Annotated in this window: 19 protein-coding genes and 2 pseudogenes; 1 reads left to right on the forward strand and 20 read right to left on the reverse strand. The window is 41.6% G+C overall.

The genetic code is table 11. The annotated features are described in order from the left end of the window. Positions 1-71 precede the first annotated feature (71 nt). From ACQ4KW_RS19075 to rho, 20 genes and pseudogenes are all read right to left on the reverse strand, one after another. Positions 72-485: an ATP synthase subunit I gene (locus tag ACQ4KW_RS19075; RefSeq protein WP_430884022.1), complete on the reverse strand. Its 414-nt coding sequence runs from the start codon at positions 483-485 to the stop codon at positions 72-74. Position 486: 1 nt separating this feature from the next. Beyond that, complete coding sequence (locus ACQ4KW_RS19080; RefSeq protein ID WP_430884023.1) at positions 487-708, reverse strand: AtpZ/AtpI family protein; 222 nt, start codon at positions 706-708, stop codon at positions 487-489. A 1,262-nt stretch (positions 709-1,970) separates the two neighbouring features. Beyond that, entirely contained in the window at positions 1,971-3,464 is a 1,494-nt protein-coding gene (gene galT / locus ACQ4KW_RS19085) for a UDP-glucose--hexose-1-phosphate uridylyltransferase (protein WP_430884024.1), read from the reverse strand. A gap of 10 nt (positions 3,465-3,474) precedes the next feature. Continuing rightward, positions 3,475-4,461 (reverse strand): UDP-glucose 4-epimerase GalE, encoded by a 987-nt coding sequence (galE, locus tag ACQ4KW_RS19090; RefSeq protein WP_430884025.1) that lies wholly within the window; start codon positions 4,459-4,461, stop codon positions 3,475-3,477. Further along, the gene (locus tag ACQ4KW_RS19095) at positions 4,458-5,636 is read right to left on the reverse strand and encodes a galactokinase (RefSeq protein WP_430884026.1); all 1,179 of its coding nucleotides are present in this window, start codon (positions 5,634-5,636) and stop codon (positions 4,458-4,460) included. Before ACQ4KW_RS19095 ends, galE begins: the two co-directional genes overlap by 4 nt. Positions 5,637-5,912: 276 nt before the next feature. Next, positions 5,913-6,941, reverse strand: coding sequence for a LacI family DNA-binding transcriptional regulator (locus ACQ4KW_RS19100; RefSeq protein WP_430884027.1), 1,029 nt, complete (start codon positions 6,939-6,941; stop codon positions 5,913-5,915). Then, positions 6,928-7,968 (reverse strand): LacI family DNA-binding transcriptional regulator, encoded by a 1,041-nt coding sequence (locus tag ACQ4KW_RS19105; RefSeq protein WP_430884028.1) that lies wholly within the window; start codon positions 7,966-7,968, stop codon positions 6,928-6,930. Before ACQ4KW_RS19105 ends, ACQ4KW_RS19100 begins: the two co-directional genes overlap by 14 nt. A 282-nt stretch (positions 7,969-8,250) precedes the next feature. Then, the gene (wecB, locus tag ACQ4KW_RS19110; protein ID WP_430886607.1) at positions 8,251-9,354 is read right to left on the reverse strand and encodes a non-hydrolyzing UDP-N-acetylglucosamine 2-epimerase; all 1,104 of its coding nucleotides are present in this window, start codon (positions 9,352-9,354) and stop codon (positions 8,251-8,253) included. Positions 9,355-9,497: 143 nt separating this feature from the next. After that, positions 9,498-10,571: a glycosyltransferase family 4 protein gene (locus ACQ4KW_RS19115; RefSeq protein ID WP_430884029.1), complete on the reverse strand. Its 1,074-nt coding sequence runs from the start codon at positions 10,569-10,571 to the stop codon at positions 9,498-9,500. Between the two features lie 267 nt (positions 10,572-10,838). Continuing rightward, positions 10,839-11,327, reverse strand: coding sequence for a deoxycytidylate deaminase (locus ACQ4KW_RS19120; RefSeq protein ID WP_430884030.1), 489 nt, complete (start codon positions 11,325-11,327; stop codon positions 10,839-10,841). Between the two features lie 403 nt (positions 11,328-11,730). Continuing rightward, positions 11,731-12,360, reverse strand: a complete 630-nt coding sequence (gene upp / locus ACQ4KW_RS19125; protein WP_430884031.1) for a uracil phosphoribosyltransferase — start codon at positions 12,358-12,360, stop codon at positions 11,731-11,733. Between the two features lie 128 nt (positions 12,361-12,488). Next, the gene (gene rpiB / locus ACQ4KW_RS19130) at positions 12,489-12,938 is read right to left on the reverse strand and encodes a ribose 5-phosphate isomerase B (RefSeq protein WP_430884032.1); all 450 of its coding nucleotides are present in this window, start codon (positions 12,936-12,938) and stop codon (positions 12,489-12,491) included. 99 nt (positions 12,939-13,037) lie between these two features. Then, on the reverse strand, positions 13,038-14,102 hold the full coding sequence (locus tag ACQ4KW_RS19135) for an L-threonylcarbamoyladenylate synthase (protein ID WP_430884033.1): 1,065 nt from the start codon (positions 14,100-14,102) through the stop codon (positions 13,038-13,040). A gap of 330 nt (positions 14,103-14,432) precedes the next feature. Continuing rightward, complete coding sequence (locus ACQ4KW_RS19140) at positions 14,433-15,602, reverse strand: cation:proton antiporter (RefSeq protein WP_430884034.1); 1,170 nt, start codon at positions 15,600-15,602, stop codon at positions 14,433-14,435. A 431-nt stretch (positions 15,603-16,033) separates the two neighbouring features. Beyond that, positions 16,034-17,104, reverse strand: a complete 1,071-nt coding sequence (gene prfA / locus ACQ4KW_RS19145) for a peptide chain release factor 1 (RefSeq protein WP_430884035.1) — start codon at positions 17,102-17,104, stop codon at positions 16,034-16,036. A 23-nt stretch (positions 17,105-17,127) separates the two neighbouring features. Beyond that, positions 17,128-17,982 carry a peptide chain release factor N(5)-glutamine methyltransferase gene (gene prmC / locus ACQ4KW_RS19150; protein ID WP_430884036.1) on the reverse strand — a complete coding sequence of 285 codons (855 nt, stop codon included), beginning with the start codon at positions 17,980-17,982 and terminating at the stop codon, positions 17,128-17,130. After that, a complete protein-coding gene (locus ACQ4KW_RS19155; protein ID WP_430884037.1) occupies positions 17,979-18,902 on the reverse strand; it encodes a DUF1385 domain-containing protein in 924 nt (307 codons plus the stop codon). The genes prmC and ACQ4KW_RS19155 overlap by 4 nt, the downstream gene beginning before the upstream one ends. 3 nt (positions 18,903-18,905) lie before the next feature. Beyond that, positions 18,906-19,501, reverse strand: a pseudogene (locus ACQ4KW_RS19160) (thymidine kinase). Between the two features lie 365 nt (positions 19,502-19,866). Next, entirely contained in the window at positions 19,867-20,064 is a 198-nt protein-coding gene (gene rpmE / locus ACQ4KW_RS19165; protein WP_430884038.1) for a 50S ribosomal protein L31, read from the reverse strand. 311 nt (positions 20,065-20,375) lie between these two features. Then, positions 20,376-21,897: pseudogene (gene rho / locus ACQ4KW_RS19170) on the reverse strand (transcription termination factor Rho). Between the two features lie 234 nt (positions 21,898-22,131). On the opposite strand from rho, the gene ACQ4KW_RS19175 reads away from it, so the two are divergent. Beyond that, positions 22,132-24,282, forward strand: a complete 2,151-nt coding sequence (locus tag ACQ4KW_RS19175; protein ID WP_430884039.1) for a stalk domain-containing protein — start codon at positions 22,132-22,134, stop codon at positions 24,280-24,282. Positions 24,283-24,299 lie beyond the last annotated feature (17 nt).

Genomic DNA, 24,299 nt, shown 5'->3' on the forward strand with positions numbered 1-24,299 from the left:
TGTTCCCCGCCGGAGAAAAACGGTGTTGTGATCTTGAACAGAATCTTTGGGCCAAAACCACTAGCACCCACCTATTCATCCTCCTTTCTTCTAAAGATGTTCAGGAAATAGTGCTTGTCATTAAATAAGTTGGTGGTAAGGAGCACCACCTTAATCAGCAAAAGTCCTACGATCGTTCCCAACACGTGGATATAATCCGCTTGGATGGAAACCCATAAAACCACGCCGTAAATGACATAGCGAAGAAAATATTTTCGAGTTGTATAGCTTTGCGCCTTATCTGGCGGCAACTGTACAGCTCGGCTCAAAGTCTTTGAAAGCTCCATGAAGTTAAGCACTCCTATGGCAGAGCCAAACAAAAGACCTAGAACAAACTGGATTGGATCGTCGAATATGACGAAAAACAGGACTGATGCGATCAGTGTGCCCAGCAGGGCATACTTTACAGTCTGACGCTCGAGGTCACGAACCTGGTTCATGTACATTTCACTTTCCTTTCGAGTTTCGCATAGCTATCCTGAAGAGATTGACGAACGCAGTTGCAACACCCAAAAGAATACACACAAGAAGGGCCATCGGACCAAGTCCAAACCACTCCCTGAGTTTACTGCCCAGCCAGACAGAGCCAAGAATCGGCACTAACATCTCAAGACCAACCTGAGAAATGATAGCCAGGTTCTTATACATTCCGTAATCTTTTTCAAACATGTCTTCACTCGTTCCTTTATTGCCTGTTACCAATTGTTTTGACAGGCTTTTATTATAATTTGACAGGTTTATTATCGTATTTCTTCCTATATGTATTAAAAGGCACAATTAATCTTTACCCGATCACAGACTCAAACCTATGTCTTATACAAAAAGAATTCTAAAGTTTAAATCCATTTTCGAAGAAATAATTTTGTCCCCCTCTTGGCAATATACAGCATGTTAAACCGAAGTTCAAAAACATGATTAAATAATCTTTCTATTCAGAATCGTGTATGAATATTCTAAAAATTATAAACTCAGCCATATTCACGAAGATGAATGGCCCTAAGAGCCATTCATCCGGTTATTTTTACATCAAACACACTTAAAACTGTTTTTGCCTTACCTGTTGTCTTCTGGTTTTCCGGATTGTTCTGAGTGTAGAAGACATGTCAGCATAACAAGGTTTCAGTTTCATCTGCTATTCCATTTGATTTTCAAATTGACCACGACTTGTTCTGCCACCTTCTCTCCTGCCACACCTCTTTCTCATGTAAAACAAGATTGATTTTTTGTAAAACAGCCGAACTTAGCCACTTACAAGTCTACCATATTTTCAGCCCTTTGTGGATACCTGTCACAGGAGCAAATGAAATATGGCATAAAAAAACATCATTTTTTCGAAAAAATCGGAATATTTTTAGGCATTTCTTTATAAACTTTTTACAAATCAACACCTTTTATATTTTGACACCATTTTAACAAAGTTTCAAGTCATCCTGTACAAAATTCTCACCTTATTGCACAAAAAACCTTATCATATATATAATGGTCTCAAAATCACATAATCCCCTGTACATTTTTACCAGCTAGGAAAACGTTATCAGGCATATGTTCATAAGTCCCAGACTGATCTCCAGCGATTTTCTATAGAAATATTACAATTTTTTAACGTAATAAATGCTAAAAATCGCTACAAACCAGTTGTGAAGCACTTCACAATGCCTTTTCATATTGTTTTTACATTTGTACAATTCACCTCATATTCCACCCTTAATTTACAGATTGTTGTCAAACAATTCGAAATTATCCTGTCATCAGAAACAACTATTGCCGATTGTTTGTCAAAATTCCCATATCTCTAAAATCGGTAGCGGCGGTCCAATAATTCAAACTGAAATTATCAAGTCAAATGCTTGCAAAATCATAGGGCTACATATGAAAATAGCCACATTTAGGGAAGACCCTCCAATGTGGCTTTGATTGCTCATTCTCTCTATTTACAAGGCACTTACAAATCGTTCAAAGGCTTGTTTGCCTTCTTCATTGTCTTTATAGACGCCTGCGTCTTCGAGCACACGCATAAATTTCTTCCCTGTTTCCAGTTCTAGAATTTTACGCGCCTCGTCTTCAGTTCCAGGATCATATTTTTCTTTTAAACTTTCCAACCATTCCAGATGCACCGACAAGTCCACATGGGATTCTTGTCCTGTCCACAGGCGGGCAAGTTGACTCAATTCTGTTTCCAGTCGTGCCGGCAAGACCGCCAGTCCCATAACTTCAATAAGCCCGATGTTTTCTTTTTTGATGTGGTGAACATCACGATGCGGGTGGAAAATCCCAAGAGGATGGGCCTCGTTTGTCCTATTGTTCCTTAAAACCAGATCGATCTCATATTGACCCTTCTTGAATCGAGCGATTGGTGTCACTGTATTATGGCTTTCATCGCCTGAATAGGCCAGTATATCGACATCCACATCAGAGTGATTCTTCCACGTTTCAAAGACATGGCCTGCAGCCTGGGCCAACACATTTTTATTTTTATGCCGTAGCCTAACAACAGACATAGGCCAGTCTAGTATTTCCGCTTGAACATCTCCATACGCTCTCATTTGGAAAGAATGTCTCGTTTGGGCCTCTTCCATGGCAAAGGTATACTTCCCACCTTGGAAATGGTCATGAGACAGTATAGAACCCCCTACAATGGGCAAATCAGCATTTGACCCTATAAAGTAATGAGGGAAGGTCTCAACAAAGGCCAGGAGGCGATTAAAGGTCTTTGCACCAATACACATGGGTTCATGTTTGTCTTTTAAGACAATGCAGTGTTCATTGTAGTAGACATATGGAGAATACTGCATAAACCATCTTTCATCTTCCAGGTCAAGGGGAATGATTCTATGACTATGCCGTCCTGGATGATTGATTCGCCCTGCATAGCCTTCGTTTTCCTTGCATAAAAGGCATTTGGGATATCCGCTTGAAGGCATACTCCGAGCTGCAGCAATAGCCTTCGGATCTTTTTCTGGTTTAGACAGGTTAATCGTAATGTCTAGGTCTCCATACTTGGTGCTTGTTTTCCATTTACGATTTTTTGCTATACGATTCATCCTAATATAATTGGTCTTCTGACTGAACGCGTAATACCATTCTGTCGCACTTTCAGGATTGTTCGCATAGGCCTGATTAAAAGTTCGGATCACTTCTGACGGTCTAGGCGTCAGAGCATCCATAAGTTTTGAGTCAAACAAGTCCCTATAGACTGCCGTATTGTCTTCCAATCTTCCAGTCTCAAAAGCCCAGTCTAGGATCTTTTCTAGGCTTTCAATAGGCGTGGCTGGGGCATTCTCAATATCTATCTCGCCTGAAAATGCATCCAGATCTAATACATCAAGGCATCTATTTATGCTATAAACCACATCTTCTTTGTCAATTAAGTTGGATTTAAGGGCAAAACTGACAAGCTGACCCAGTTCATGTTCAATTTTTATCATTTGGAACCTCCTATGCCTTAAAGCCCTCTGGATGGCTCTTATGCCATGCCCAAGCCGAGGCAATAATATCCTCGATTTCAGTATATTTGGGTGACCATCCAAGTTCTTTTTTTGCCTTGTCGGATGATGCCACAAGCCTCGCCGGATCCCCCGACCTTCTCGGTGTCGTCTCAACTGGAATTCCATGTCCAGTGACACGTCTAGCCGCTTGAATCATTTCCTTAACCGAGTAACCTTCCCCACTTCCCAAATTGAATATTTCACTGGCGCCACCAGCTTCTAAGTGCTTCAAGGCCTTATAGTGGGCATCTGTTAAATCACTTATGTGTATATAATCTCTGATGCAAGATCCATCAGGGGTATCATAGTCATCGCCATAAATAGATATCTTGTCTCTTTTTCCCAGGGGCACTTGAAGGATCAAAGGAATGAGGTGGGTTTCTGGTTGATGGTCTTCACCTATACATGCACTTTCATGGGCACCTGCCACATTAAAGTAGCGCAGGGACACATATCTTATATCGTGGGCCACGTCCGCCCACTTGAACATTTTTTCCATAGAGAGCTTTGTCTCACCATATGCATTTGTCGGACTTGTCAGATCCGTTTCTTCAATAGGCACCCGCTTTGGCTCTCCATACGTTGCAGCAGTTGATGAGAAGACAACATGCTTTACCCCAGCGGTCTTCATTGATTCCAGCAAGACCTGAGTTCCAAACACATTGTTGTCATAGTATTCAAGGGGCTTGGTCATGCTTTCTCCTACAAGGGAATTTGCAGCGAAGTGAATGACGCTTGTAATGTCATGGTCTTTAAACACGGATGCCATAAAGTTCCTGTCCCTTATATCACCTTGCAAAAACTTGGCTTGTGGATGAATGGCATCCCTATGTCCTGTTTGAAGGTTGTCGACGATAAGAACTTTTTCACCACGTTTTATTAAATCATAGACCATATGGCTGCCTATATAACCTGCTCCACCACATACAAGAATCATTTTGACCTCCTTAATTCCCTAGCCCCTGCACCAACATCTGCTATATAAAATGACGCTTCATATCCGATTGCCTCTTTATAGAACGTTCCCACCCTTTTCATAAAGGTCTCAACATTCTCTGTTTTTACAATGCTGACTGTGCAGCCTCCGAATCCGGCGCCTGTCATTCTTGATCCTATAACACCATCCTCTTTCCAGGCCAGTTCCACTAGGGTATCAAGTTCCTTTCCAGTCACTTCATAGTCATCTCGCAAACTTATATGAGAGGCGTCCATGAGCTGTCCAAATTTTTCTAAATCTCCATTTTCCAGGGCCGAAACCGCCTCAAGAGTCCTTTGGTTCTCACTGACTGCATGACGGGCTCTCCTTCGGTCAATTTGAGAATCTATTAGGTTAGCATGGGCATTAAAGGTCTCCACTGACAAGTCTCCAAGGGACTGAATATCCAATTTTGTTTGCAGTCTCAATAAGGCTCTTTCACACTCACTACGCCTTTCATTGTACTTTGACTCACCGAGTTCACGCCGTTTATTGGTGTTTGATATAACAATGGTATAACCCTCTAAATCAAGTGGTGCATACTTATATTCAAGCGTGTTGCAGTCAAGTAGGATGGCATGGTTTTCCTTGCCCATGCCTATGGCAAACTGATCCATAATCCCGCAGTTGACACCGTTAAAGTTATTTTCAGCGTACTGGCACACTTTTACCAGTTCCACACGATCAATCTCCAGGTCAAATAAATGTTCCAACATTATACCTGTTGCAAGTTCAACCGAGGCCGATGATGACAGGCCAGATCCATTTGGTATATTGCCGAAAAGGAGAATATCGAAGCCCTGATCAATAGGGTATGCCTTATCCTGAAGGGTTTTTGTAACCCCCATGACATAGTTGAGCCAGTTGAGTTCTTTTTGGTATTTTATATCTTCTACAGATGTTTCAAGAAGACCCAAATCTTCAAAATTCAGTGACACAGCTCTCACTTTTTTGTCCGTGTTTTTTCTTGCCACCATATAGGTTCCAAAACTTAAGGCACAGGGAAAAACGTGGCCACCGTTGTAATCTGTATGTTCACCTATTAAATTAACACGCCCCGGAGCAAAGAAAATTCTAGCATCCTCAGCGCTTTTAAAATACTTTTTAAAGCTTTCTAACAATTTATCTTGAGTCATTATTTCACCTCTCACATTCATTTTTATATTCTAAGAAGCCCGTTCACAAGGGTTCTTCTTCATGTTGAGTTCAGTTTACCACTTGTTTAGTAAACAGTCAAATTATTTTACTAAACACCTTTTTAATTCTTTATCTTACGTTCAAACCACATCAGCCCTGTGGCCCACCCTCGTTTTTTTCCAACTTAGGTGGTCTATATATTATTTAGACATCCATAATAAAAAGCATCACTTAGGATTTACCCTGCCGCGATGCTTTTAAAGATTATTATAAAATTATTTCTCAGTTGTACGACGCTTGCCCGCTGTGCTCTTACGAACAACAAGCTCTGTGGGCACTATAATTTTCTTTGGAATATGTCTTTGCTCTTTAACCCGTTCGAGCAACATGCCAAGTGCTGTTTTACCCATGAACTCAGTGTGGACTCTAACCGTTGTTAGAGGTGGAATTAAATAAGCTGCTGCCTGTATATCATCAAACCCAACCAGGCTAACATCATCCGGTATGACAAGCCCTTTTTCATGAAGGGCACGCATAGCGCCTATAGCCATGGCATCCGATCCCACAAAAAGAGCGCTTGGATAGGGTCTTTCTTCAAACAGGTCTTTTGTTAGTTTATAGCCATCTTCCGTCGTAAAGGAACCGATTCTTATCCATTTTTCTTGATAGAGCCCCTTTATAATAAGGCCCTCAATAAAGGCTTGTTCACGTAAGTCCATAAGGGGAACTGAGCCCTCTTCCACAAATTCACGCCCCCCTATGTATGCAAGGTCTTCATGACCAAGTTCTCTCAAATGGGCAATGATTTCTGAAACAGCCGCTTGAAAGTCAATAATCACAGCGTCAAACTTCTTATCGTCTGGTGCACAGTCAACAAAGACTATATTGGGGGAAACCTTTGTCAGAGCCTCCACCTCTTCAGTGCCATATTTTCCGATGGCTATAATGCCATCCACATTAACAAGTTTTGATATGGGCAGGCCTGAAGCATCCCTAAATAACGTCTTTGTCTCAATATCCATCATAGAACAGGCTCTTTCGATCCCTGCTCGAATGGACAAATAATAGGGATCTCCCATTTCCTGCGTTTCAGAATACCACTGGGTGATTCCAACAACAGGTTTTCTACCTTGTGGAAATGCTTTCTTTTGAGGCTTCTTTTTATAATTCAGGGCCTCAGCTGTTTCAAAAACCCGTTTTTTTGTTTCTTCTGATACAGATAGAGTATGATCGTAATTCAAGACCCTGGAAACTGTTGCAGGGGAGACCCCAGCCTTTTTTGCTATATCTCTAATCGTTGCCATGATCTATCCTCCCACTGTTTGTTGCGCTGCTATCTCTTATGATGAGTTCTGTTGGAACAATAACCTTAACCGGCAACTGCCTCTCTTCCCGAACGCGTTCAAGAAGAACTTCCACAGCATGCCGTCCCATAAACTCTGTATGCACTTTCACAGATGAAAGACTGGGACTTGTGTATTGGGCTGCTGGAATATCATCAAAGCCAATCACACTTATGTCTGTGCCGACAAGTAGACCTGCCTCTTCTATGGCACGCATACACCCTAAGGCCATTGTATCACTGGCAGCAAAAACTGCCGTTGGCTTTTCATCTTCAGCAAGCAAGTCCATCATGAGCCTGTATCCGTCATCAAGCCCAAACTCTCCGATTTTTATAAGGTTTTCATATAAGGGTCCAGGGGCGTATTTTTTGTAAAGGCGCCTGTAAGCCATGAGCCTTCTATCTTGAAGTGGGGCTTTGCTAGATGGAATCCTATCCTGCCCACCTACAAAGGCCACTGACCTGTGTCCTGCTTCAAAATAGTAAGCCAACACATCTTCTATGGCCTGATGTGCATTGAGTAAAATACAGTCCACTTGAAACAGGCCAGGGTCATAATCTATAAAAATGAGCTTGTCTGTATGTTCTAACATGACCTCTATGTCGTTTTTTTCATGGCGGCTTATGGCAATAATGCCATCATACTTTGAATCTGGCTTAAAGCCCTCGTTTGGAAATGCCATCACCTTATCAAGCCTTATACCCATTTCATCACATATGTTTTCAATGCCCATACGGATAGACAAATAATAGGGATCTTCAAGTTCATCCTTTTCCGTTATAGGCGACACCAATCCCAGTTTTATGTGAAGACCTGGATCAAGTTTGTCCACATGGGGGCCCTTCTTATAATTCAGACTTTCAGCCACATGAAATATTCTTGTTCGTGTCTCATCCCCTACGGACAGGGACTTGTCATAATTCAGTACTCGAGATACTGTGGCAGTCGACACCCCAGCCATTTTTGCTATATCTTTGAGTGTTGCCAAAACACGTCACTCCTCGTATATCCTTCTGGTTATTATCCCTATCATTGTAAGCAGTTCTTCATTATATTGCAAGGACACTGAATCCAGGTCATAAAAAATCCGCTTCAGACACAAACTTTCGCAGGGTCTAAAGCGGATTATATCCAGGAACTTTATACAGGACACTTTGAAGGCATACAATGTAGCTGCCGCCCTATTTTATATGGAATTTGAACCCCTAAGCAAGGCTCTATCCAGCGGTGTTCACATTAATATTCAAATCCCTCATACAGTGAACCTGTGCTAAATTTTATAATAGTCTTTTAAAGCTGATACAATACGTTCACAAGCCTTGCCATCCCCATATGGGTTTGTGGCCTGACTCATTTTTGTATAAGCACTCTGGTCCGATAGTAGATTACAAGCCAATTCAACAATACGTTCACGCTTAATTCCAGCTATCTCAACGGTGCCTGCTTCTACAGCTTCAGGGCGTTCCGTTTCAGTTCGAAGCACCAAAACTGGTTTTCCAATGCCAGGCGCTTCTTCCTGTATACCACCAGAGTCCGTTAGAATAAGATGGGACTTGTTGATTAAGTTCTGGAAAGGTTTATACTCCATCGGTTCAATTAAGTGAATGCGGTCATGAGCATCTAGGTGCTTTCTAGCAATCTCCCTAACCTTGGGATTGAGGTGCATTGGGAATATAAGCTCCACATCATCAAACTTTTCGACAATCTCTCTACAGGCACCAAAAATATTTTCCATTGGCTCGCCGAGATTTTCTCTTCTGTGGGCTGTGAGTAGGACAACGCGCCTGTTATCATAATCAATGCTGTCTAATTTTTCATTGCCAAAAGCATACTCACTTTCAACCACTTGTTTCATGGCATCAATCACTGTGTTGCCTGTCTTGACAACCGTGTCCATATTTATGCCTTCTTGCTTCAAGTTTTTAATGTTTCCTTCTGTTGGCGCAAAGTGAAGATCTGCTATCCGTCCTGTCAGGGACCGGTTCATTTCTTCCGGGAAGGGGGAAAGCTTGTCATTGCTTCGAAGCCCTGCTTCCACATGGCCCACTTTCACACCATTATAAAAGGCTGCCAGTGATGCAGAAAATGTTGTCGTTGTGTCTCCATGAACCAGGATCATATCAGGTTGTGCCTCTCTAATGACCTCTTCCAGACCTTGCAATACCCTTGATGTGATTTGAGATAGGGTCTGTCCAGCCTTCATAATGTTCAAATCATAGTTCGGCTCGATGTCAAACAAGTCGAGAACTTGATCAAGCATTTCTCTATGCTGAGCTGTGACACAAACAATTGATTCAAAGTTTTCATCTGCTTCAAGGGCCTTGACCACTGGGGCCATTTTTATAGCTTCGGGTCTTGTTCCGAACACTGACATAATCTTTTTCACAGTATACTCTCCTTGTTAGAAACATATATTATCTCATACTAGAGCTTTTAGTTTGTCGTTTGCCATATAAAACAAGGTGTAACCTGTGCAGTCATTTCACAAGTCACCCCACTTGAGACTATGTAAAACGATTAGGCTTCATCGTCTACCTTGTCAGACGTCATGGTTTGGCTTATTGGTATAGCAATTAAAATCACAGCCAGAGTCAGAACAACTATGGTGTTCAAGAAGTCGTGACTGGCTAGGAATATTGCGCTGGCTCCCATGAGGGAGGCAATTAAGTAGAGGGTCAGGACTGCGCGTTTTTGATTCATCCCCACTTGGAGCAGCCTATGGTGCAAATGCCCCTTGTCCGCTTCTGCTATAGACCGACCTGACATGAGGCGACGTAATATAGCAAATGTCGTATCGAAAATTGGAAGGCCTAGAGCCAGTATAGGAATGGCCACAGCGACAACCGCTGTCCCTTTTAAGGCACCGTCAACTGAAGCTGATGCCAGTAAAAAACCAAGCAGCAATGATCCAGCATCGCCCATAAAAATCCTTGCAGGATTAAAATTGTGGGGTAAGAACCCGATACATGCGCCCGCCACAATGATTGTTAAGAGGGCCACTTCGTTCATATGGGTCGTAAGCGCCACGTCCTGTCCCCCGAACTGCAGGGCAACCAGTGTTAGGGTAATAGCACCAATTGAACTGATCCCAGCGGCTAGACCGTCAAGACCATCAATCAAATTCACAGTGTTGGTAATACCAACGATCCAGAAAACAGTCACCGGAAAACTGAGCAGACCCAGAGGAATCATACCCATTTCTGGATTTATAAAGTTTGAGAAGAACTCAATACGAATGCCAAAGGCATATAAAACAATAGCTGCAGCCAATTGGAAGGCCAGTTTGGTTTTGGCACTGATTTCATGAATATCATCAATAATCCCTGCAACCACCATAAGGCTTGCCCCAAATATAATGGCGCCCATCTTAAAGGGCTCCATGTCGCTAAAAATGGCATATGACAGTAGAAATCCTACGAATATGGCCAGACCGCCCATTCGAGGAATAGGTTTTGTGTGGACACGTCTCTCATCTTTGGGTACGTCCACTGCGCCAACTCTGATAGCAAGCTTTCTCACCAGGGGTGTTAAGCCATACGTTACACAGGCTGAAAGCATCATAGCCAGCACCAATTTATATGTAATATCCATGTATTCACCTCATCAAGTTGTTCGAGTTATATGTATTTTCACTTGCAAAAAAACGGTGGTATACCTTCAAATATTGCAAGTTCAACATGTATAAAAATATACTCTACTTCGATTACGTATTCTATCTCTTTTTCCTTGAAACTGCAATCTTTCTTAGGATAGTGTAATCTTTTTTTAACCCAGAACCTTCATATATATCTATTTCAGACTTTTGAACATATAAAAGCGACCAATTGAGAGCCACCGGTCGCCACTTTGTTTTTCGTATTAGTATCCAAACTGATTGGAAAGGGAATCATCATAAAATATCCAATCACAGACTTCCACGGTTGTGAAGTTGTCCTGATCACTGCGAATAACAACCCGCTCAATTCCAGCATTAATAATCAGTCGCTTGCACATAGAACAGGAATTGGCATTACTTATGAGTTCGCCTGTGGTTTTTTCTCGCCCAACAAGATAGAGGGTACCGCCTAACATTCTTCTTCTTGCCGCAGAAATAATGGCATTGGCCTCAGCGTGGACAGACCGACACTTCTCATACATTTGTCCCCTTGGGATCTTTAAGCGTTCTCTCTCACACGTTCCAATGTCCAAACAGTTTTTCCGCCCCCGGGGTGCGCCGCTATACCCCGTCGAAATGATTTCATCATCATTGACAATAATGGCTCCATAATTTCTTCTCAGGCATGTGCCTCTTTCAAGCACAGTTTCAGCAATATCCAAATAGTAATTAACCTTGTCTCTTCTTTCCAAGTGAATCGCCTCCTAAAATCATTATAACGTACATGCCCTGGATTCCAAGCATGAAAAAATATCACCTGGGTCCTAATTTGGGACCTATCAGATATAAAAGAGTCAACCGCACTTACACCTACCGTCTTCCCCTTATATTGATTTGATCAAGCAATTTTTTTCTTAAGGTTATGCGCCAAGTTTGTTTTTCCATCTGCCTACAAAATTACATATCTATTCACCTGCTACACCATATACAGAATCAATATCCTTAAACGCCAATATCTATATAACGAGGATTATTAAGTGATATTTTGCAAGTCCCTCATTTCAATAAAAAGAAGACCAGAGATTTGATAACATATCACATCTCTGGTCTTCTAATAATTTCAGTCTGGTTTATAACTTGCTTATGACTTTCTTACTACTTTGTTCCGTATAGACGGTCACCAGCATCACCAAGACCTGGTACGATATAAGCATGATCGTTTAGCTTTTCATCAATAGAACCCACGTAAATGTCTACATCTGGGTGGACAGCATGAACGGCCTTGATGCCTTCTGGGCACGAAACAAGACAAGCCAGTTTAATGTTTGTCGCGCCTCTGTCCTTGATAAATTGGATGGCTGCATTGGCAGAACCACCTGTTGCTAACATAGGGTCAACCACAATCAGTTCACGCTCTTCGACGTCAGTTGGCATTTTGCAGTAGTATTCTACTGGCTCTAGTGTTTCTGGATCTCTGTATAGACCAACATGACCAACTTTTGCAGCTGGTAGAAGGGTTAGAAATCCGTCAACCATACCAAGACCTGCTCTAAGAATTGGAACGATGCCCACTTTTCGACCAGAAATAACCTTTGCCTTCGTTTTCGCCACTGGGGATTCAATTTCAATCTCCTCGAGCGGAAGGTCACGTGTTACCTCGTAGCACATAAGCATAGCCAGTTCCTTTACAAGTTCACGGAAGTCCTTTGAACCTGTATTCTTGTCTCTAATCAGCGTTAGTTTGTGCTGAATTAATGGGTGATCCATTTCAACAACTCTGTTCATTTCGCTTAACCCCTCTCGATAATCACTAAATATTTACCCCTCTGGCCCGTGTGCCAGAGTCTTTATCTGAATGCACCATACTCACATAATGCAGTTCATACTTCGTTATAAAGTCTTGTTTATAAAACTTACTTGTTGTATTCCTTTTCAATATCAGTAATCAGGTTGACACGTCTTTCATGACGGCCGCCTTCAAACTCTGCATCAAGATAGGCGTCTACAATTTTAAGCGCAAGACCTGTTCCCACAACACGCTCTCCAAGAGCAATCATGTTTGCATTGTTGTGCATCTTTGTCATTTCTGCGCTAAAACAGTCGCTTACAACCGCACAGCGTATGCCCTTAACCTTGTTGGCTGCAAGAGAAATACCAATGCCTGTGCCACACATAATAATTCCGCAGTCACAGTCCCCATTCGCCACAGCCTCAGCAGCGATTTTTCCGTATACAGGATAGTCGCAAGACTCTTGTGTATGTGTTCCAAAATCGACAACTTCATGACCTTTTGCTTCCAGGTGATCCTTGACTGCTTTTTTCAGATTCAGTGCACCGTGGTCGCTTCCCATTGCTATTTTCATGGTAATCCTCCTCAAAATTGCTCTGCCACTTCGGGTAATATTATCTCATACACCAAGTGTTTGTCCATGCATTTTGTAAGTCTTAAAAAAAATTAAAATTTATAACTGTATAACTCTATGCCCTGCAGCCTTTAAGAGTCTGTTCATAAGCGCATGCCCAATCCCCTCTTTTGAAAAGGCCTCCGATAGAATTATGTCTGCTTTTTCATCATCAAACTCTCTGAGCACAGCAAATAGCCTTGATGCCATTTGCGACAGGTTTGATTTGGACCCAAGACTTTTAATCATTCCACCACTATATTTTGACAAGTGTTCATCACAAGTCATGATACCCACTTTAAGACCCTGTGATTCATACTTGACTTTCAGACCTTCAATATAACTTGTGACCTTATCAGTATCACCTTCATACACATACAAATCAGCTTCAGGTGCATAATGTGTGTACTTCATGCCGGGTGATTTTGGCTTTAAGTCCTTTGACAGGACTTTTTCAATAGCTGGATCCACATTACAGGCTCCCACAACGCCAACAATATCCTCCCTTGTCACACCACCTGGTCTGAGTATAAGGGGAACATCTCCAGTCACATCCAAAACGGTTGACTCTAATCCCACGTCTGAAGACTGACCACATACAATGGCATCCACACGGCCATCCAGATCAAGGACAACATGGGCACCATCCGTTGGAGATGGCTTCCCAGATAAATTGGCACTAGGCGCTGCCACAGGCACACCGGACGCTTTAATAAGGGCCCTGGCAACTGGATGGGATGGCATACGGACAGCAACGGTCTCAAGTCCCGCCGTTACAGATTCTGGCACCTGATCACTCTTATCAAAGATAAGGGTCAAAGGCCCTGGCCAAAAGGCATCCATTAATTTTTTTGCCGTCTCTGTGACACCAGACACCAACGCTTCAAGGTCAGCTTCATCTGCAATATGCACAATAAGTGGATTGTCAGAGGGTCTTCCCTTGGCGATATAAATCTTAGAAACCGCATTTGCATCAAGGGCATTGGCTCCGAGACCATACACCGTTTCGGTCGGAAAAGCCACAGTCCCGCCCTTATGCAAAATTTGAGCCGCTTCTTCTAAAAGACCGGCGGCACCAAAGTTTTCATCTGTAATTTTGAAAATTTTTGTTTTCTTCGTTTCCATAGATAAACCCTCTTTGCATATGTCATAGGTCCATACACACTTCATCCCGCATTACTTTGGACTTCATACGGGATCATTAATATTATATAGAGTTTCACTATAATTTCAAGAAAAATCCCGGGAAAGACTACATTTTTATGGACAAGTTGAATGTCATTAAGTCTCCCAGTAAATATGCCCGCCATAGAAAATCCCGTAAAAAATCTAGGTCTTTTACGGGATAAAAAGTACAACTATTTGATTTTGGCGTTTGCAAAATTACAAATCTACGTCCTTGTCATACCATATGACGAGGAGTCTAAAATGATATTTTGCAAGTCACTCAATTGACTAAGCCGCTTTGGCACGTGAATGGCGTTCTTCCTCGCCTTCAAAAGACCACTTAAGCAAGGATGGTGTGATCAGGGTTGTCACAAGAACCATTAAAATAACTGCTGCCAGTTCGTGCTGACCAATAATCCCCATTTTTATGCCCAAATTTGCAATAATAATGGCAACTTCAGCACGGGGCACCATGCCAAAACCAATTTGAAGGGCCCTTTTCTTGTTAAAACCAGAGAGTCTTGCCCCAATACCACAGCCTATAACTTTGCCTAAAAAACCCATGGCAATAAAGACAGAGCCCACACCAATGGCTGAAAGTGCAGCATTTAGGTTAACCCCCATACCTATTGAAACGAAAAAGATTGGGGTAAACATAATCGTCGCGATTCGGTTGACCTCATGGGACACCTTGTGTCTGTATTCTGTCATTGAGAATACCACCCCAGAAAAGTATGCGCCTGTTATAGCCGCCACACCTAGTTCTTCCGATATGAATGCCAAAATAAAGCAGGTCACAATGGAATATGTCACTATTTTTTCTTCAATACGTATAGCTTTTCCATACTTTTGAATCAACTTTGTTATAATAGCACCTACGACAAACACAAGTAGGAAAAATCCAACAATTTTTGCGAGCACAACCACAACGGAACTGCTCACTTCTGGCTTAATCACGCCCACAATAAGTGTAAGTAAAATAATGCCAACTATATCATCAATAATTGCAGCACCTAGTATGCCAATGCCTTGACGGGTTCTCAACTGGCCCAGTTCACGTAGTGTCTGGACAGAGATGCTCACAGATGTGGCTGTTGATATAACCCCCATAAAGACCGCTGATGTCAAATCTTTTGTTACAAAATACGTCCCGCCTGTTACGAGTATAATCGGAACAATGACACCGCCTATGGCAATTAAGGACGAGGATTTGCTCGACTCCTGAAGTTCTTTTACATCCGTCTCCAGTCCTGCAATAAACATTAGAAAAATAACACCGATTTCCCCCATGTGTTCAATCATCGCTGTTTTTTCCATCATGCCTAAACCCAGTACGATACCTGCTATAATTTGTCCGAGTACTGCTGGTTGCTTTAGCTTTCGACTGATCAATCCACCAATATTTGCGGCGAATAGAATAACCCCTATTTCTAGTATAAATGCAAGCTTGGTATGCATTACATAGACCCCCTTGTCTTTTCTTAAATGACCCCAGACAATTCATCAAACGGCCTCAAAACTGAATTGACTTCACATAGTCACACCAAATGAATGATCTGAAATAACAACTTTTTCAATAAATAAGACAAGGGTTAGGGTTGCGAAATGGCTTCGTAATCCATGTTCACACCTTCTTTTTTCAGAAAATTTACTTTTTCAGTATACGCCTAATATTTTTATATTACAAGGAAATCGGTCAGGATTCCTTCATATGAAAAAAAGTCCTCATAAATTTTAGTTGGAAACGTTATCACCATTAAAAACCTGCCCCAAAATACACAATAAGTACATTAAAAAAGGTATAGGCCCCACCAATCTTGGTCTGCAAAAAAATCCCACAAACAAAGACTTTCGTTTGTGGGATTGAGCATACACTATATTCTTACTTATTAGGCATCAAGGCGCTTGAGCTCTTCCGCTTGGTAATCTGCAATAAGAGCATCCAGCATTTCATCAATTTCGCCTTCCATAAAGGCTGCCAGCTTATAAACGGTTAGGCCAATTCTATGGTCTGTAATACGACCCTGTGGCCAGTTGTATGTTCTGATTTTTCCAGAGCGATCTCCTGAACCAACCATAGAACGTCTTTGCTCTGCAATTTCAGAGTTTTGGGCTTCCAGTTCAATTTCATACAGACGAGACTTCAGAACCTTCATAGCCTTGTCCTTGTTGGAAAGCTGAGATTTACCGTCCTGGCAGGAAACCACGATCCCCGTTGGAAGGTGGGTGATTCGTACAGCCGAATCCGTAGTATTTACAGATTGACCGCCATTACCAGATGACCGGAACACATCAATACGCAGGTCATTTTGATTAATGTTAACTTCAACGTCTTCCACTTCTGGAAGAACCGCAACCGTCGCTGTTGATGTATGAATACGACCGCCTGACTCTGTTGCTGGAATACGCTGAACCCTGTGTATACCTGATTCAAACTTCAGTCTTGAATAAGCGCCCTGTCCCTTGATCATGACAGAAGCTTCCTTAATGCCCCCAACGCCAGACTCAGAAGTGTTCATCATTTCAACCTTCCATCTTTGGCGTTCTGCATAACGAATATACAGTCTTAACAACTCAGCGGCAAACAGACCCGCTTCATCGCCACCCGCACCGGCACGAACTTCAAGAATAACGTTCTTGTCGTCGTTAGGGTCCTTAGGGATAAGAAGCATCTTAAGGTCCTGTTCAATTTCTGGTAGGGCTTCTTCAAGCTCATCCAGCTCCATCTTAGCCAGCTCACGAACATCCTCGTCCGATTCATCTTTAATGATTTCTTTCGCTTCTTCAATGCCTTTTTTGGTATTCTTGTATTCTGTAAATTTCTCAACAATTGGTGTGAGTTCAGCATGCTCTTTCATGAGTTTTTGCCAAAGTTTCTGGTCGCTGATAATTTCAGGATCAGAAATTTGTAAGTTTAACTCGGCATGTTTTTCTACGATAAAATCCAGTTTATCAAACATTATTCCACCTACTCCTGTTCATACTATCGTTTTTTAAAACCGATGACCACACGCTCGGTGCCGTTTAAGTCCTTGTGAACAGACACATTTTCATATCGACCATCATGCTCCATGAGCTCTGCAATGGTTCTTGCCTGATCGTGTCCGGTCTCAAACGCGAGTATGCCCTTATCATTTAAATACGCAGGCGCTTCCTTTATGATGCGCCTGTAAAAATCATAACCATCCAGACCGCCATCTAGGGCCAGCCTTGGTTCATACACTGCCACTTCCACCTGAAGACCGTCGATGTCTTTAGATGGAATATATGGGGGATTGGATACAATAACATCATATTTTGTACCCGGACTAACAGGGTCAAAAACATCTCCATTTAGGAATGTCACCCTGTCTAAAACACCATTTGTCCTGGCATTTTGCTTGGCCACAGCTGTGGCTTCTTTAGAGATATCCACTGTATCCACCATGGACGTCTTCAAATAATAGGCCAGTGATACGGTAATAGCACCACTTCCTGTGCCGATATCAAGTATTCGAGCACCTGTTCTATTATCAATCAACTCAATAACTTTTTCAACCAGTAATTCTGTATCTGGTCGAGGAATCAAAACACTTGGTGTCACAAGAAATTCAAGTCCCATAAAGCCTTCTGTACCAACAAGATACTGAACGGGCACCCCGCTGGCCCTTTTTGTAAACATGTCTCGAAGCACTTCAACCTTAGCTTCCGACACCTCCATGTTGGGGTTCATGAGTATATCAAGCTTGCTAATCCCTAGAACATGGCAGACTATGAGCTCCGTATCAAGATTTGGTGTTTGAGTTATTTCAGAAAATGCCTCTCGACCTTCTAGAATAATCGCTTGTAGACTTATCATGAAACAACTTCCTCTGTTTCATCAAGAACGCCCTTTAAGGATGCTATAGCCACTTCTAATTGGCTGTCGTCTGGCTCCTTTGTCGTCAGATTTTGAACCATGAGACCAGGCCATGTGATAATTCGTACCAGGGCGTTGTCATGCTTGCCAGTGAACTTAATAATCTCAAATGAGAGGCCTGCAATCAGTGGGAAAAACAAAATTTTCATGCCTATACGCATTATAGGCGATGTCCAGCTAACAAAAGAAAATATAATGATGCTTGTAATAAGAACAAGCAGTAAGAAACTGGTTCCGCATCTTGGATGAAGCCTTGTATACTTTCTAGCATTTTCAACAGTTAATGCGTCGCCACTTTCATAGGTGTAAATCACCTTATGTTCGGCACCGTGGTACTGGAATACCCTTTTAATATCTGGCATAAGCGAAATAGCTGCCACATATCCAATAAACATGACAATCTTCATAACCCCTTCCATAGAGCTCAAGATAAGCGGATCGCTCACCCAGCGTTTTGTAAGGGAAATAATAAGTGTTGGCAGGGCGCCAAAAAGACCAAAAGCCATGACAACTGCAAAGGCCATAGAAAGACCGATGAGAATATCGTCCGCCTTTTTACCAAACTTATCACGCATCCAAACTTCAAACTTTGACTCTGGTTCTGTTTCTGTTCCATCTTCAAAAAACTCCGCTGACCAGGTCAGGGCTTTTACACCAACAGACATGGAAGCAATAAGGGCGAAGATGCCTCTTAGAAAAGGGATTTTTGAAATGCCGGCAAATTTCGAAGCATGGGTTTCCTGTTTTAATTCAATCTCTCCATTTGACTTGCGAACAGCCATGGCAACTTTGGCACCATTTCGCATCATAACCCCTTCAATTAGGGCCTGTCCGCCAATGGATGTGTACTTATCTTTCATCTATTACTCACCTAATGATCTTTCCTGCAATTCAAAATAGCACTGGGCACAAAGAGACTCATACTCCACGTGGTCCACGCCATCTATTGCAACTTGTTCGCCTTCAAAAACGAATTCACCATTAATTTTACGTCCGTTTAGAACCGCCTTACGTCCGCAACGGCACACTGTTTTTAATTCTTCAAGACTATGGGCTAAAAGAAGCAGTCTTTGGCTGCCTTCAAATCCATTCACCTTAAAATCGGTTCTCAGCCCATAGCATATTGTTGGAATGCTCATTCGAACAGCCACTTCAAAAAGCTGATCAATTTGCTCTTTTGTAAAAAACTGCACTTCATCCACAAGAATACAGTCTATTGATCCATTCTTATTGATGTAACGTTTGACCTCATCAATGACATTGTCTTCACTTGATATAAGCAAATCAACTTGGCGCGTGATGCCCAAGCGAGACATAACTGCATTTCCACCTTTTTGTCAGTGCCCGGCTTCAAAATAATAGCCTTCATACCACGCTCACCGTAGTTGTGTGCCACTTGAAGCAGGTTCGTTGTTTTACCGCAGTTCATTGCGCCATATCTAAAGTAGAGTTTTGCCATTTGAGCCTCCCTGGTTCTGATTCTATTATACCAAATCCCATAAAATGGATTTTGCAATTTACTCGCTTCTATTATTATACCAGAGATAAGACCAGCATGGCTCACATAATCAATAAATCTAATTAACCTACAAGGGTTTTATGAACTTATTGTACAAGCATCCAATATTATGTCAACCAACTTCATCTCATCTTCGGCCAAATATTTCTGATTTTCTACCAGTAAAAACGGAAAAAGACACGAACTCACCTTTAAATTAAGTGATATTCCTGCCCTCTCATTTTTGTGCATTTGGGGCCAATAGAAAAAAACACGTTAAAAAAGAGGATTGGAAACCAACCCTCTTTTTGATACATGCAAATTTACTATAGACCGTATTTTTGCTTGAATTTTTCTGCACGACCGTCACGATCAACTTTCTTCACAGAACCAGTGAAGAACGGGTGACACTCTGCACAGATTTCAAGACGGATTTCTTTGTTAGTAGACTTCGTCTTGAAAGTATTGCCACATGAGCAATGTACTTCTACCTCATTGTATTCAGGATGGATACCTTTTTTCATGAGATTCACCTCTTTCTAAAATATGCGGGATTGTGATTTGGCAACCCCTGTTTAGTATTATACCCATATTGAAAGTGAGCCCACCTTCAATAATTGTGTCAATTTCTTGATGGGGAATTAGTTTTCTACCCAAATATCTTAAGGGCATTTGTTCCCAATGTCAAGCTTTATTATTCTATCATGTTGATCTTCAAATATCAACATGATCTGCTGATATTTTTGACATATATTTAAAGTCCCACAAACGGCTTATTGCAATCCTTTGCAGATATATGTGGCGTAATAGCTTCATTTTTCAAAAGACTAAAGAATTAGTATTTATTCTTTCCAATTCTAAAGCCCCCACGAATTTTATCCACGAACTCGTGATTTGTCTTGGTATTCATGAGCTTGTCTATTAAGAACTCTGTCACATCTTGTACATTGGAATTGCCCATGGCTCTTCGAATATGCCAAATGGCTTCCATTTCCTTGCTGGAAAGAAGTTTGTCTTCCCTTCTTGTTCCTGACTTTCTAATATCAACCGCTGGGAAGATTCTCTTTTCTGACAGTTTTCTATTGAGGGTTAATTCCATATTGCCTGTGCCCTTAAACTCTTCAAAAATGACTTCATCCATTCTAGAGCCTGTTTCTACTAGGGCTGTTGCAAGAATTGTAAGACTGCCCCCCTTCTTCAATATTACGGGCTGCACCAAAGAATCGCTTTGGCTTATGAAGCGCCGCAGGGTCAAAACCACCGGAGAGCGTTCGTCCAGAAGATGGTATCACAAGGTTGTATGCTCGGGCAAGTCTTGTAATACTATCCAGTAAGACAACCACGTCTCTTCCTTGTTCAACCAGACCTTTGGCTCTATTGAGAACCATTTCTGCCACCTTGATGTGGTGTGACGGAAGTTCATCAAAGGTCGAATAAATAACATCAGCATTGATGGATCTCTGCATTTCCGTAACTTCCTCAGGTCTTTCATCAATTAAGAGCACGATCACTTCCGCGTCTGGATTGTTTCGTGTGATATTTTGAGCGATTTTTTGCAGAAGAATTGTCTTACCAGCCTTTGGTGGCGCGACGATCAATCCACGTTGCCCCTTGCCGATAGGTGAAATAAGATCAATCAGTCGCATAGACATTTCTCCACTGCCATCATCCAGGTTAAAACGCTCTTCTGGATAAAGGGGGGTCAAGTCATCAAACTTTGGTCTAAGACTGCCTGATCTAGGCTTTTGTCCATTAATCTCCTTAACATATAATAAGGCTCTGAATTTTTCAGACTGAGTTGGAACCCGGGTGATGCCCTTAATCTTATCTCCCGTTCGCATATTGAACTTGCGTATTTGAGATGGAGACACATACACATCAAGATCACTGGACAAGAAATTTTTAAATCTCAAGAAACCATATCCCTGCTCAATGACTTCCAGAACACCTTCCACTTCATCGTCAGCCTGATTTTTTAAATTGCTGTCTATTTCATTTTTCGCTTCTTTTACATCCTTGTCTGGTCCCATATCTGGACCCTTGTCCTCTTTGACACTCGAACTTTTCCCTCTTATGCGGCGGCTCTGGGTGGGTGCCTTCTTCACAGTATTTTGAGGGACTTCAACAGGGGCATCAGACTTTTCCTGACTCTGGATTTCTGGTTTGTCTTTTGCAATTGACTCCCCTTCCATAGCTATTCCAGTGCCACTGGAATCAAGTGTTTCCCCTTGACCTCCATCCATGATGGCCTGAATAAGTGCATCTTTTCTAAGTTTGGAAATGTTCTTGATTTTCATAGCTTTCGCTATAGCCCTCAAGTCCGCAAGGGTTTTCTTTTTTAAACTATCAACTTCCATAAGGACCTCCATATTTAAGACTGACTTCATATGTCAGGAATATTACACTTTAACGTCATTATAGTCATAATGCTTTATTGAAATTGGAACACATTGTATATTGAAACTAAGAAATTATATAATAGGTCAAGCCCTTGAACAGCAAGCCCATTTATTTAAAGTGGATTTGATGCGCTTCTGATTTTAATCAGATTTTCCAAGGCATTGACTTAAGTAAAACCGGGAGGTTTTTAGATGAAACACTTAAAATTCATACTTATTTTGACACTCATTTTCTCACTCGCCATACCACCTGTATACGCTTCAGATGATATTACCGTGACCATTGATGGCAATGAGATCTCATTTGAAACAGAACCCCAGCGTAAGGGGTCAACCATTATGGTTCCCATGAAAGAGTTTTTTGAAGCTATGGGCGCACGTATCCTATGGATAGAGTCACAACGTCTTGTTGTGGCATTTAAGGACAACACCCACATGAAACTCCAGCTTGGAAACAATCTTGCCTATCGAAATGGCAATAAATTCATGTTGGAATCAGAACCTTATATCAGCGATGGTCATACCCTCGTACCCATTCAAATAATTGCTGAGACATTCAATATGATGCCCCAGTGGGATGAAGACACAAACACCCTGTCACTGACAGGTTCAGAAGATAATGCAGGTCTAAAGCTCTTTCCAGATGGCATTTATAAAACAAGACCCATCAATGAGCTTGGTATCACAATTTCCATTCCATATCATTGGGAAACACTAGATGGACCATTTCAGTATGGTTACCAAGACGACTTTGAGTCATACAGCATAACACTCATGGCTCAGTCAATCGATAAGACTATGACACTTGAAGACTTAGTCAACGAAAATAAAGCATCTTTACTTGATGCTTATGATGAGAATATCACATTTTCAGGGGAAGAATCCATAAAAATCGATGATATTCTTGAAGTTAAGAAACTTTATATCACCACTTCCCTTAATGAAAAAAAGCAAAAGCAAGTGCTTTACATCCTAAAACGCAATGATAAAGCCTATTTTATGAATGGGCATTATGGTGATGAAGTCCCTGAAGAAGATATTATTGAAGTCTTTGATAACATTATTTCAACTTTTAAGATCAGAAATCTTTCTGTTGACACGGAAGAAGAGCACTACATGGAATTTGAGGACTTTTATTATTCTGGCATGCAACTCAACCAGGAGTACTATTCCAATATGGTCGTTGATAAAAGCAAAATCCCATTTAGCGGAACCCTAGAAGAAGGCCACGGACTAGATGCATTTAAGATCAAGGTCACAAGCGAACAATCTAGTCTGGATTTTATTATTCCAATTACCGGCAATGCCTTTGATGGAACAATATATACCCCATTTGGACTCGGCAAGCACAACATCTTTATTTCTGGTATCCCTGTGGGCAGCCTAAACGAGTCCATGAACGAAAATACAAACGATATAAGTGAAGAAAGTCCAGATAAAACAGAAGAAAACAAGGAAAACATTGATGAGCAAACACCAGAAGAAGAGACCGATGACCTCTCGAACGATGCTTTGGATAAGACTTCTTTGGATAAAACTTCTAATGCAACTTCTAGTGAGCCTTCTAATAAGGACCCACAGGCCAAAGACGACTCTACTTCAAGTGAAAAAACGTCTGACAAGACGTCAGACCAAGATACTGAGGTGTCTGGTTCATCAGTTGAGACGTCCCCACTGGAAGACACACAAGATGACACATCCACAAATAAGAATGAAGAGGAAAAAGATCTCGATTCCACAATAGAAAACACCAAGGAAACGGTTAAAAACAAGGCTCTTGAAAAGGAGAATGGTCAAGTTCCCGTTGAAACGCCTGCTTCATCAAACTCAGAAATTCCAATGATGCAGTTTAGTGTTATCAACATTGATTCAAGAACCATGCGTTACCGTATACCAACCAATGTTATTAACTCAAGTGATGTTCAAATTAACTCGACAAGTCAACTCATCACTTACCAGAATAATAGCGAATACACCAAATCCAGAGCACTTTTTAGCTGGATGATTGAAAACATAGCTGTCGACCAAGACAATACGACCAGTCGATCAAATATTCAGGTCTTTGATGAGGCCTTGGGCTCACCAGAAGAAATCAATCAACTGTATGTTGCCTTTCTCAGAGCCATTGATATTCCTGCACGGGTTGTAAAGGGCAGCACAGATGGTGATGTTCACTTCTGGACAGAACTGTATCTAAACGGATCCTGGGTCGCATCAGATGTCGTTGAAGGCATCTACATCAGCACCGATGATGCCACTGAGCATATTCCACGGTCTATGTTCAACATCAAACTAAGTGTTCTTAAAGACAGGTATGATCTGATTCAAATTATGCCGTACTAGACAGAGCAAAAATATAC

It is taken from the genome of Tianxiuia mixotrophica, from assembly GCF_050596425.1.
GTDB lineage: Bacteria > Bacillota > Clostridia > Peptostreptococcales > Acidaminobacteraceae.

Coding starts and splice junctions, on each gene's coding strand:
- ACQ4KW_RS19075 (WP_430884022.1), bottom strand. CDS start 485: ATGTACATGAACCAGGTTCGTGACCTCGAGCGTCAGACTGTAAAGTAT.
- ACQ4KW_RS19080 (WP_430884023.1), bottom strand. CDS start 708: ATGTTTGAAAAAGATTACGGAATGTATAAGAACCTGGCTATCATTTCT.
- galT (WP_430884024.1), bottom strand. CDS start 3,464: ATGATAAAAATTGAACATGAACTGGGTCAGCTTGTCAGTTTTGCCCTT.
- galE (WP_430884025.1), bottom strand. CDS start 4,461: ATGATTCTTGTATGTGGTGGAGCAGGTTATATAGGCAGCCATATGGTC.
- ACQ4KW_RS19095 (WP_430884026.1), bottom strand. CDS start 5,636: ATGACTCAAGATAAATTGTTAGAAAGCTTTAAAAAGTATTTTAAAAGC.
- ACQ4KW_RS19100 (WP_430884027.1), bottom strand. CDS start 6,941: ATGGCAACGATTAGAGATATAGCAAAAAAGGCTGGGGTCTCCCCTGCA.
- wecB (WP_430886607.1), bottom strand. CDS start 9,354: ATGTCAGTGTTCGGAACAAGACCCGAAGCTATAAAAATGGCCCCAGTG.
- ACQ4KW_RS19115 (WP_430884029.1), bottom strand. CDS start 10,571: ATGGATATTACATATAAATTGGTGCTGGCTATGATGCTTTCAGCCTGT.
- upp (WP_430884031.1), bottom strand. CDS start 12,360: ATGAACAGAGTTGTTGAAATGGATCACCCATTAATTCAGCACAAACTA.
- rpiB (WP_430884032.1), bottom strand. CDS start 12,938: ATGAAAATAGCAATGGGAAGCGACCACGGTGCACTGAATCTGAAAAAA.
- ACQ4KW_RS19135 (WP_430884033.1), bottom strand. CDS start 14,102: ATGGAAACGAAGAAAACAAAAATTTTCAAAATTACAGATGAAAACTTT.
- ACQ4KW_RS19140 (WP_430884034.1), bottom strand. CDS start 15,602: ATGCATACCAAGCTTGCATTTATACTAGAAATAGGGGTTATTCTATTC.
- prfA (WP_430884035.1), bottom strand. CDS start 17,104: ATGTTTGATAAACTGGATTTTATCGTAGAAAAACATGCCGAGTTAAAC.
- prmC (WP_430884036.1), bottom strand. CDS start 17,982: ATGATAAGTCTACAAGCGATTATTCTAGAAGGTCGAGAGGCATTTTCT.
- ACQ4KW_RS19155 (WP_430884037.1), bottom strand. CDS start 18,902: ATGAAAGATAAGTACACATCCATTGGCGGACAGGCCCTAATTGAAGGG.
- rpmE (WP_430884038.1), bottom strand. CDS start 20,064: ATGAAAAAAGGTATCCATCCTGAATACAATGAGGTAGAAGTACATTGC.
- ACQ4KW_RS19175 (WP_430884039.1), top strand. CDS start 22,132: ATGAAACACTTAAAATTCATACTTATTTTGACACTCATTTTCTCACTC.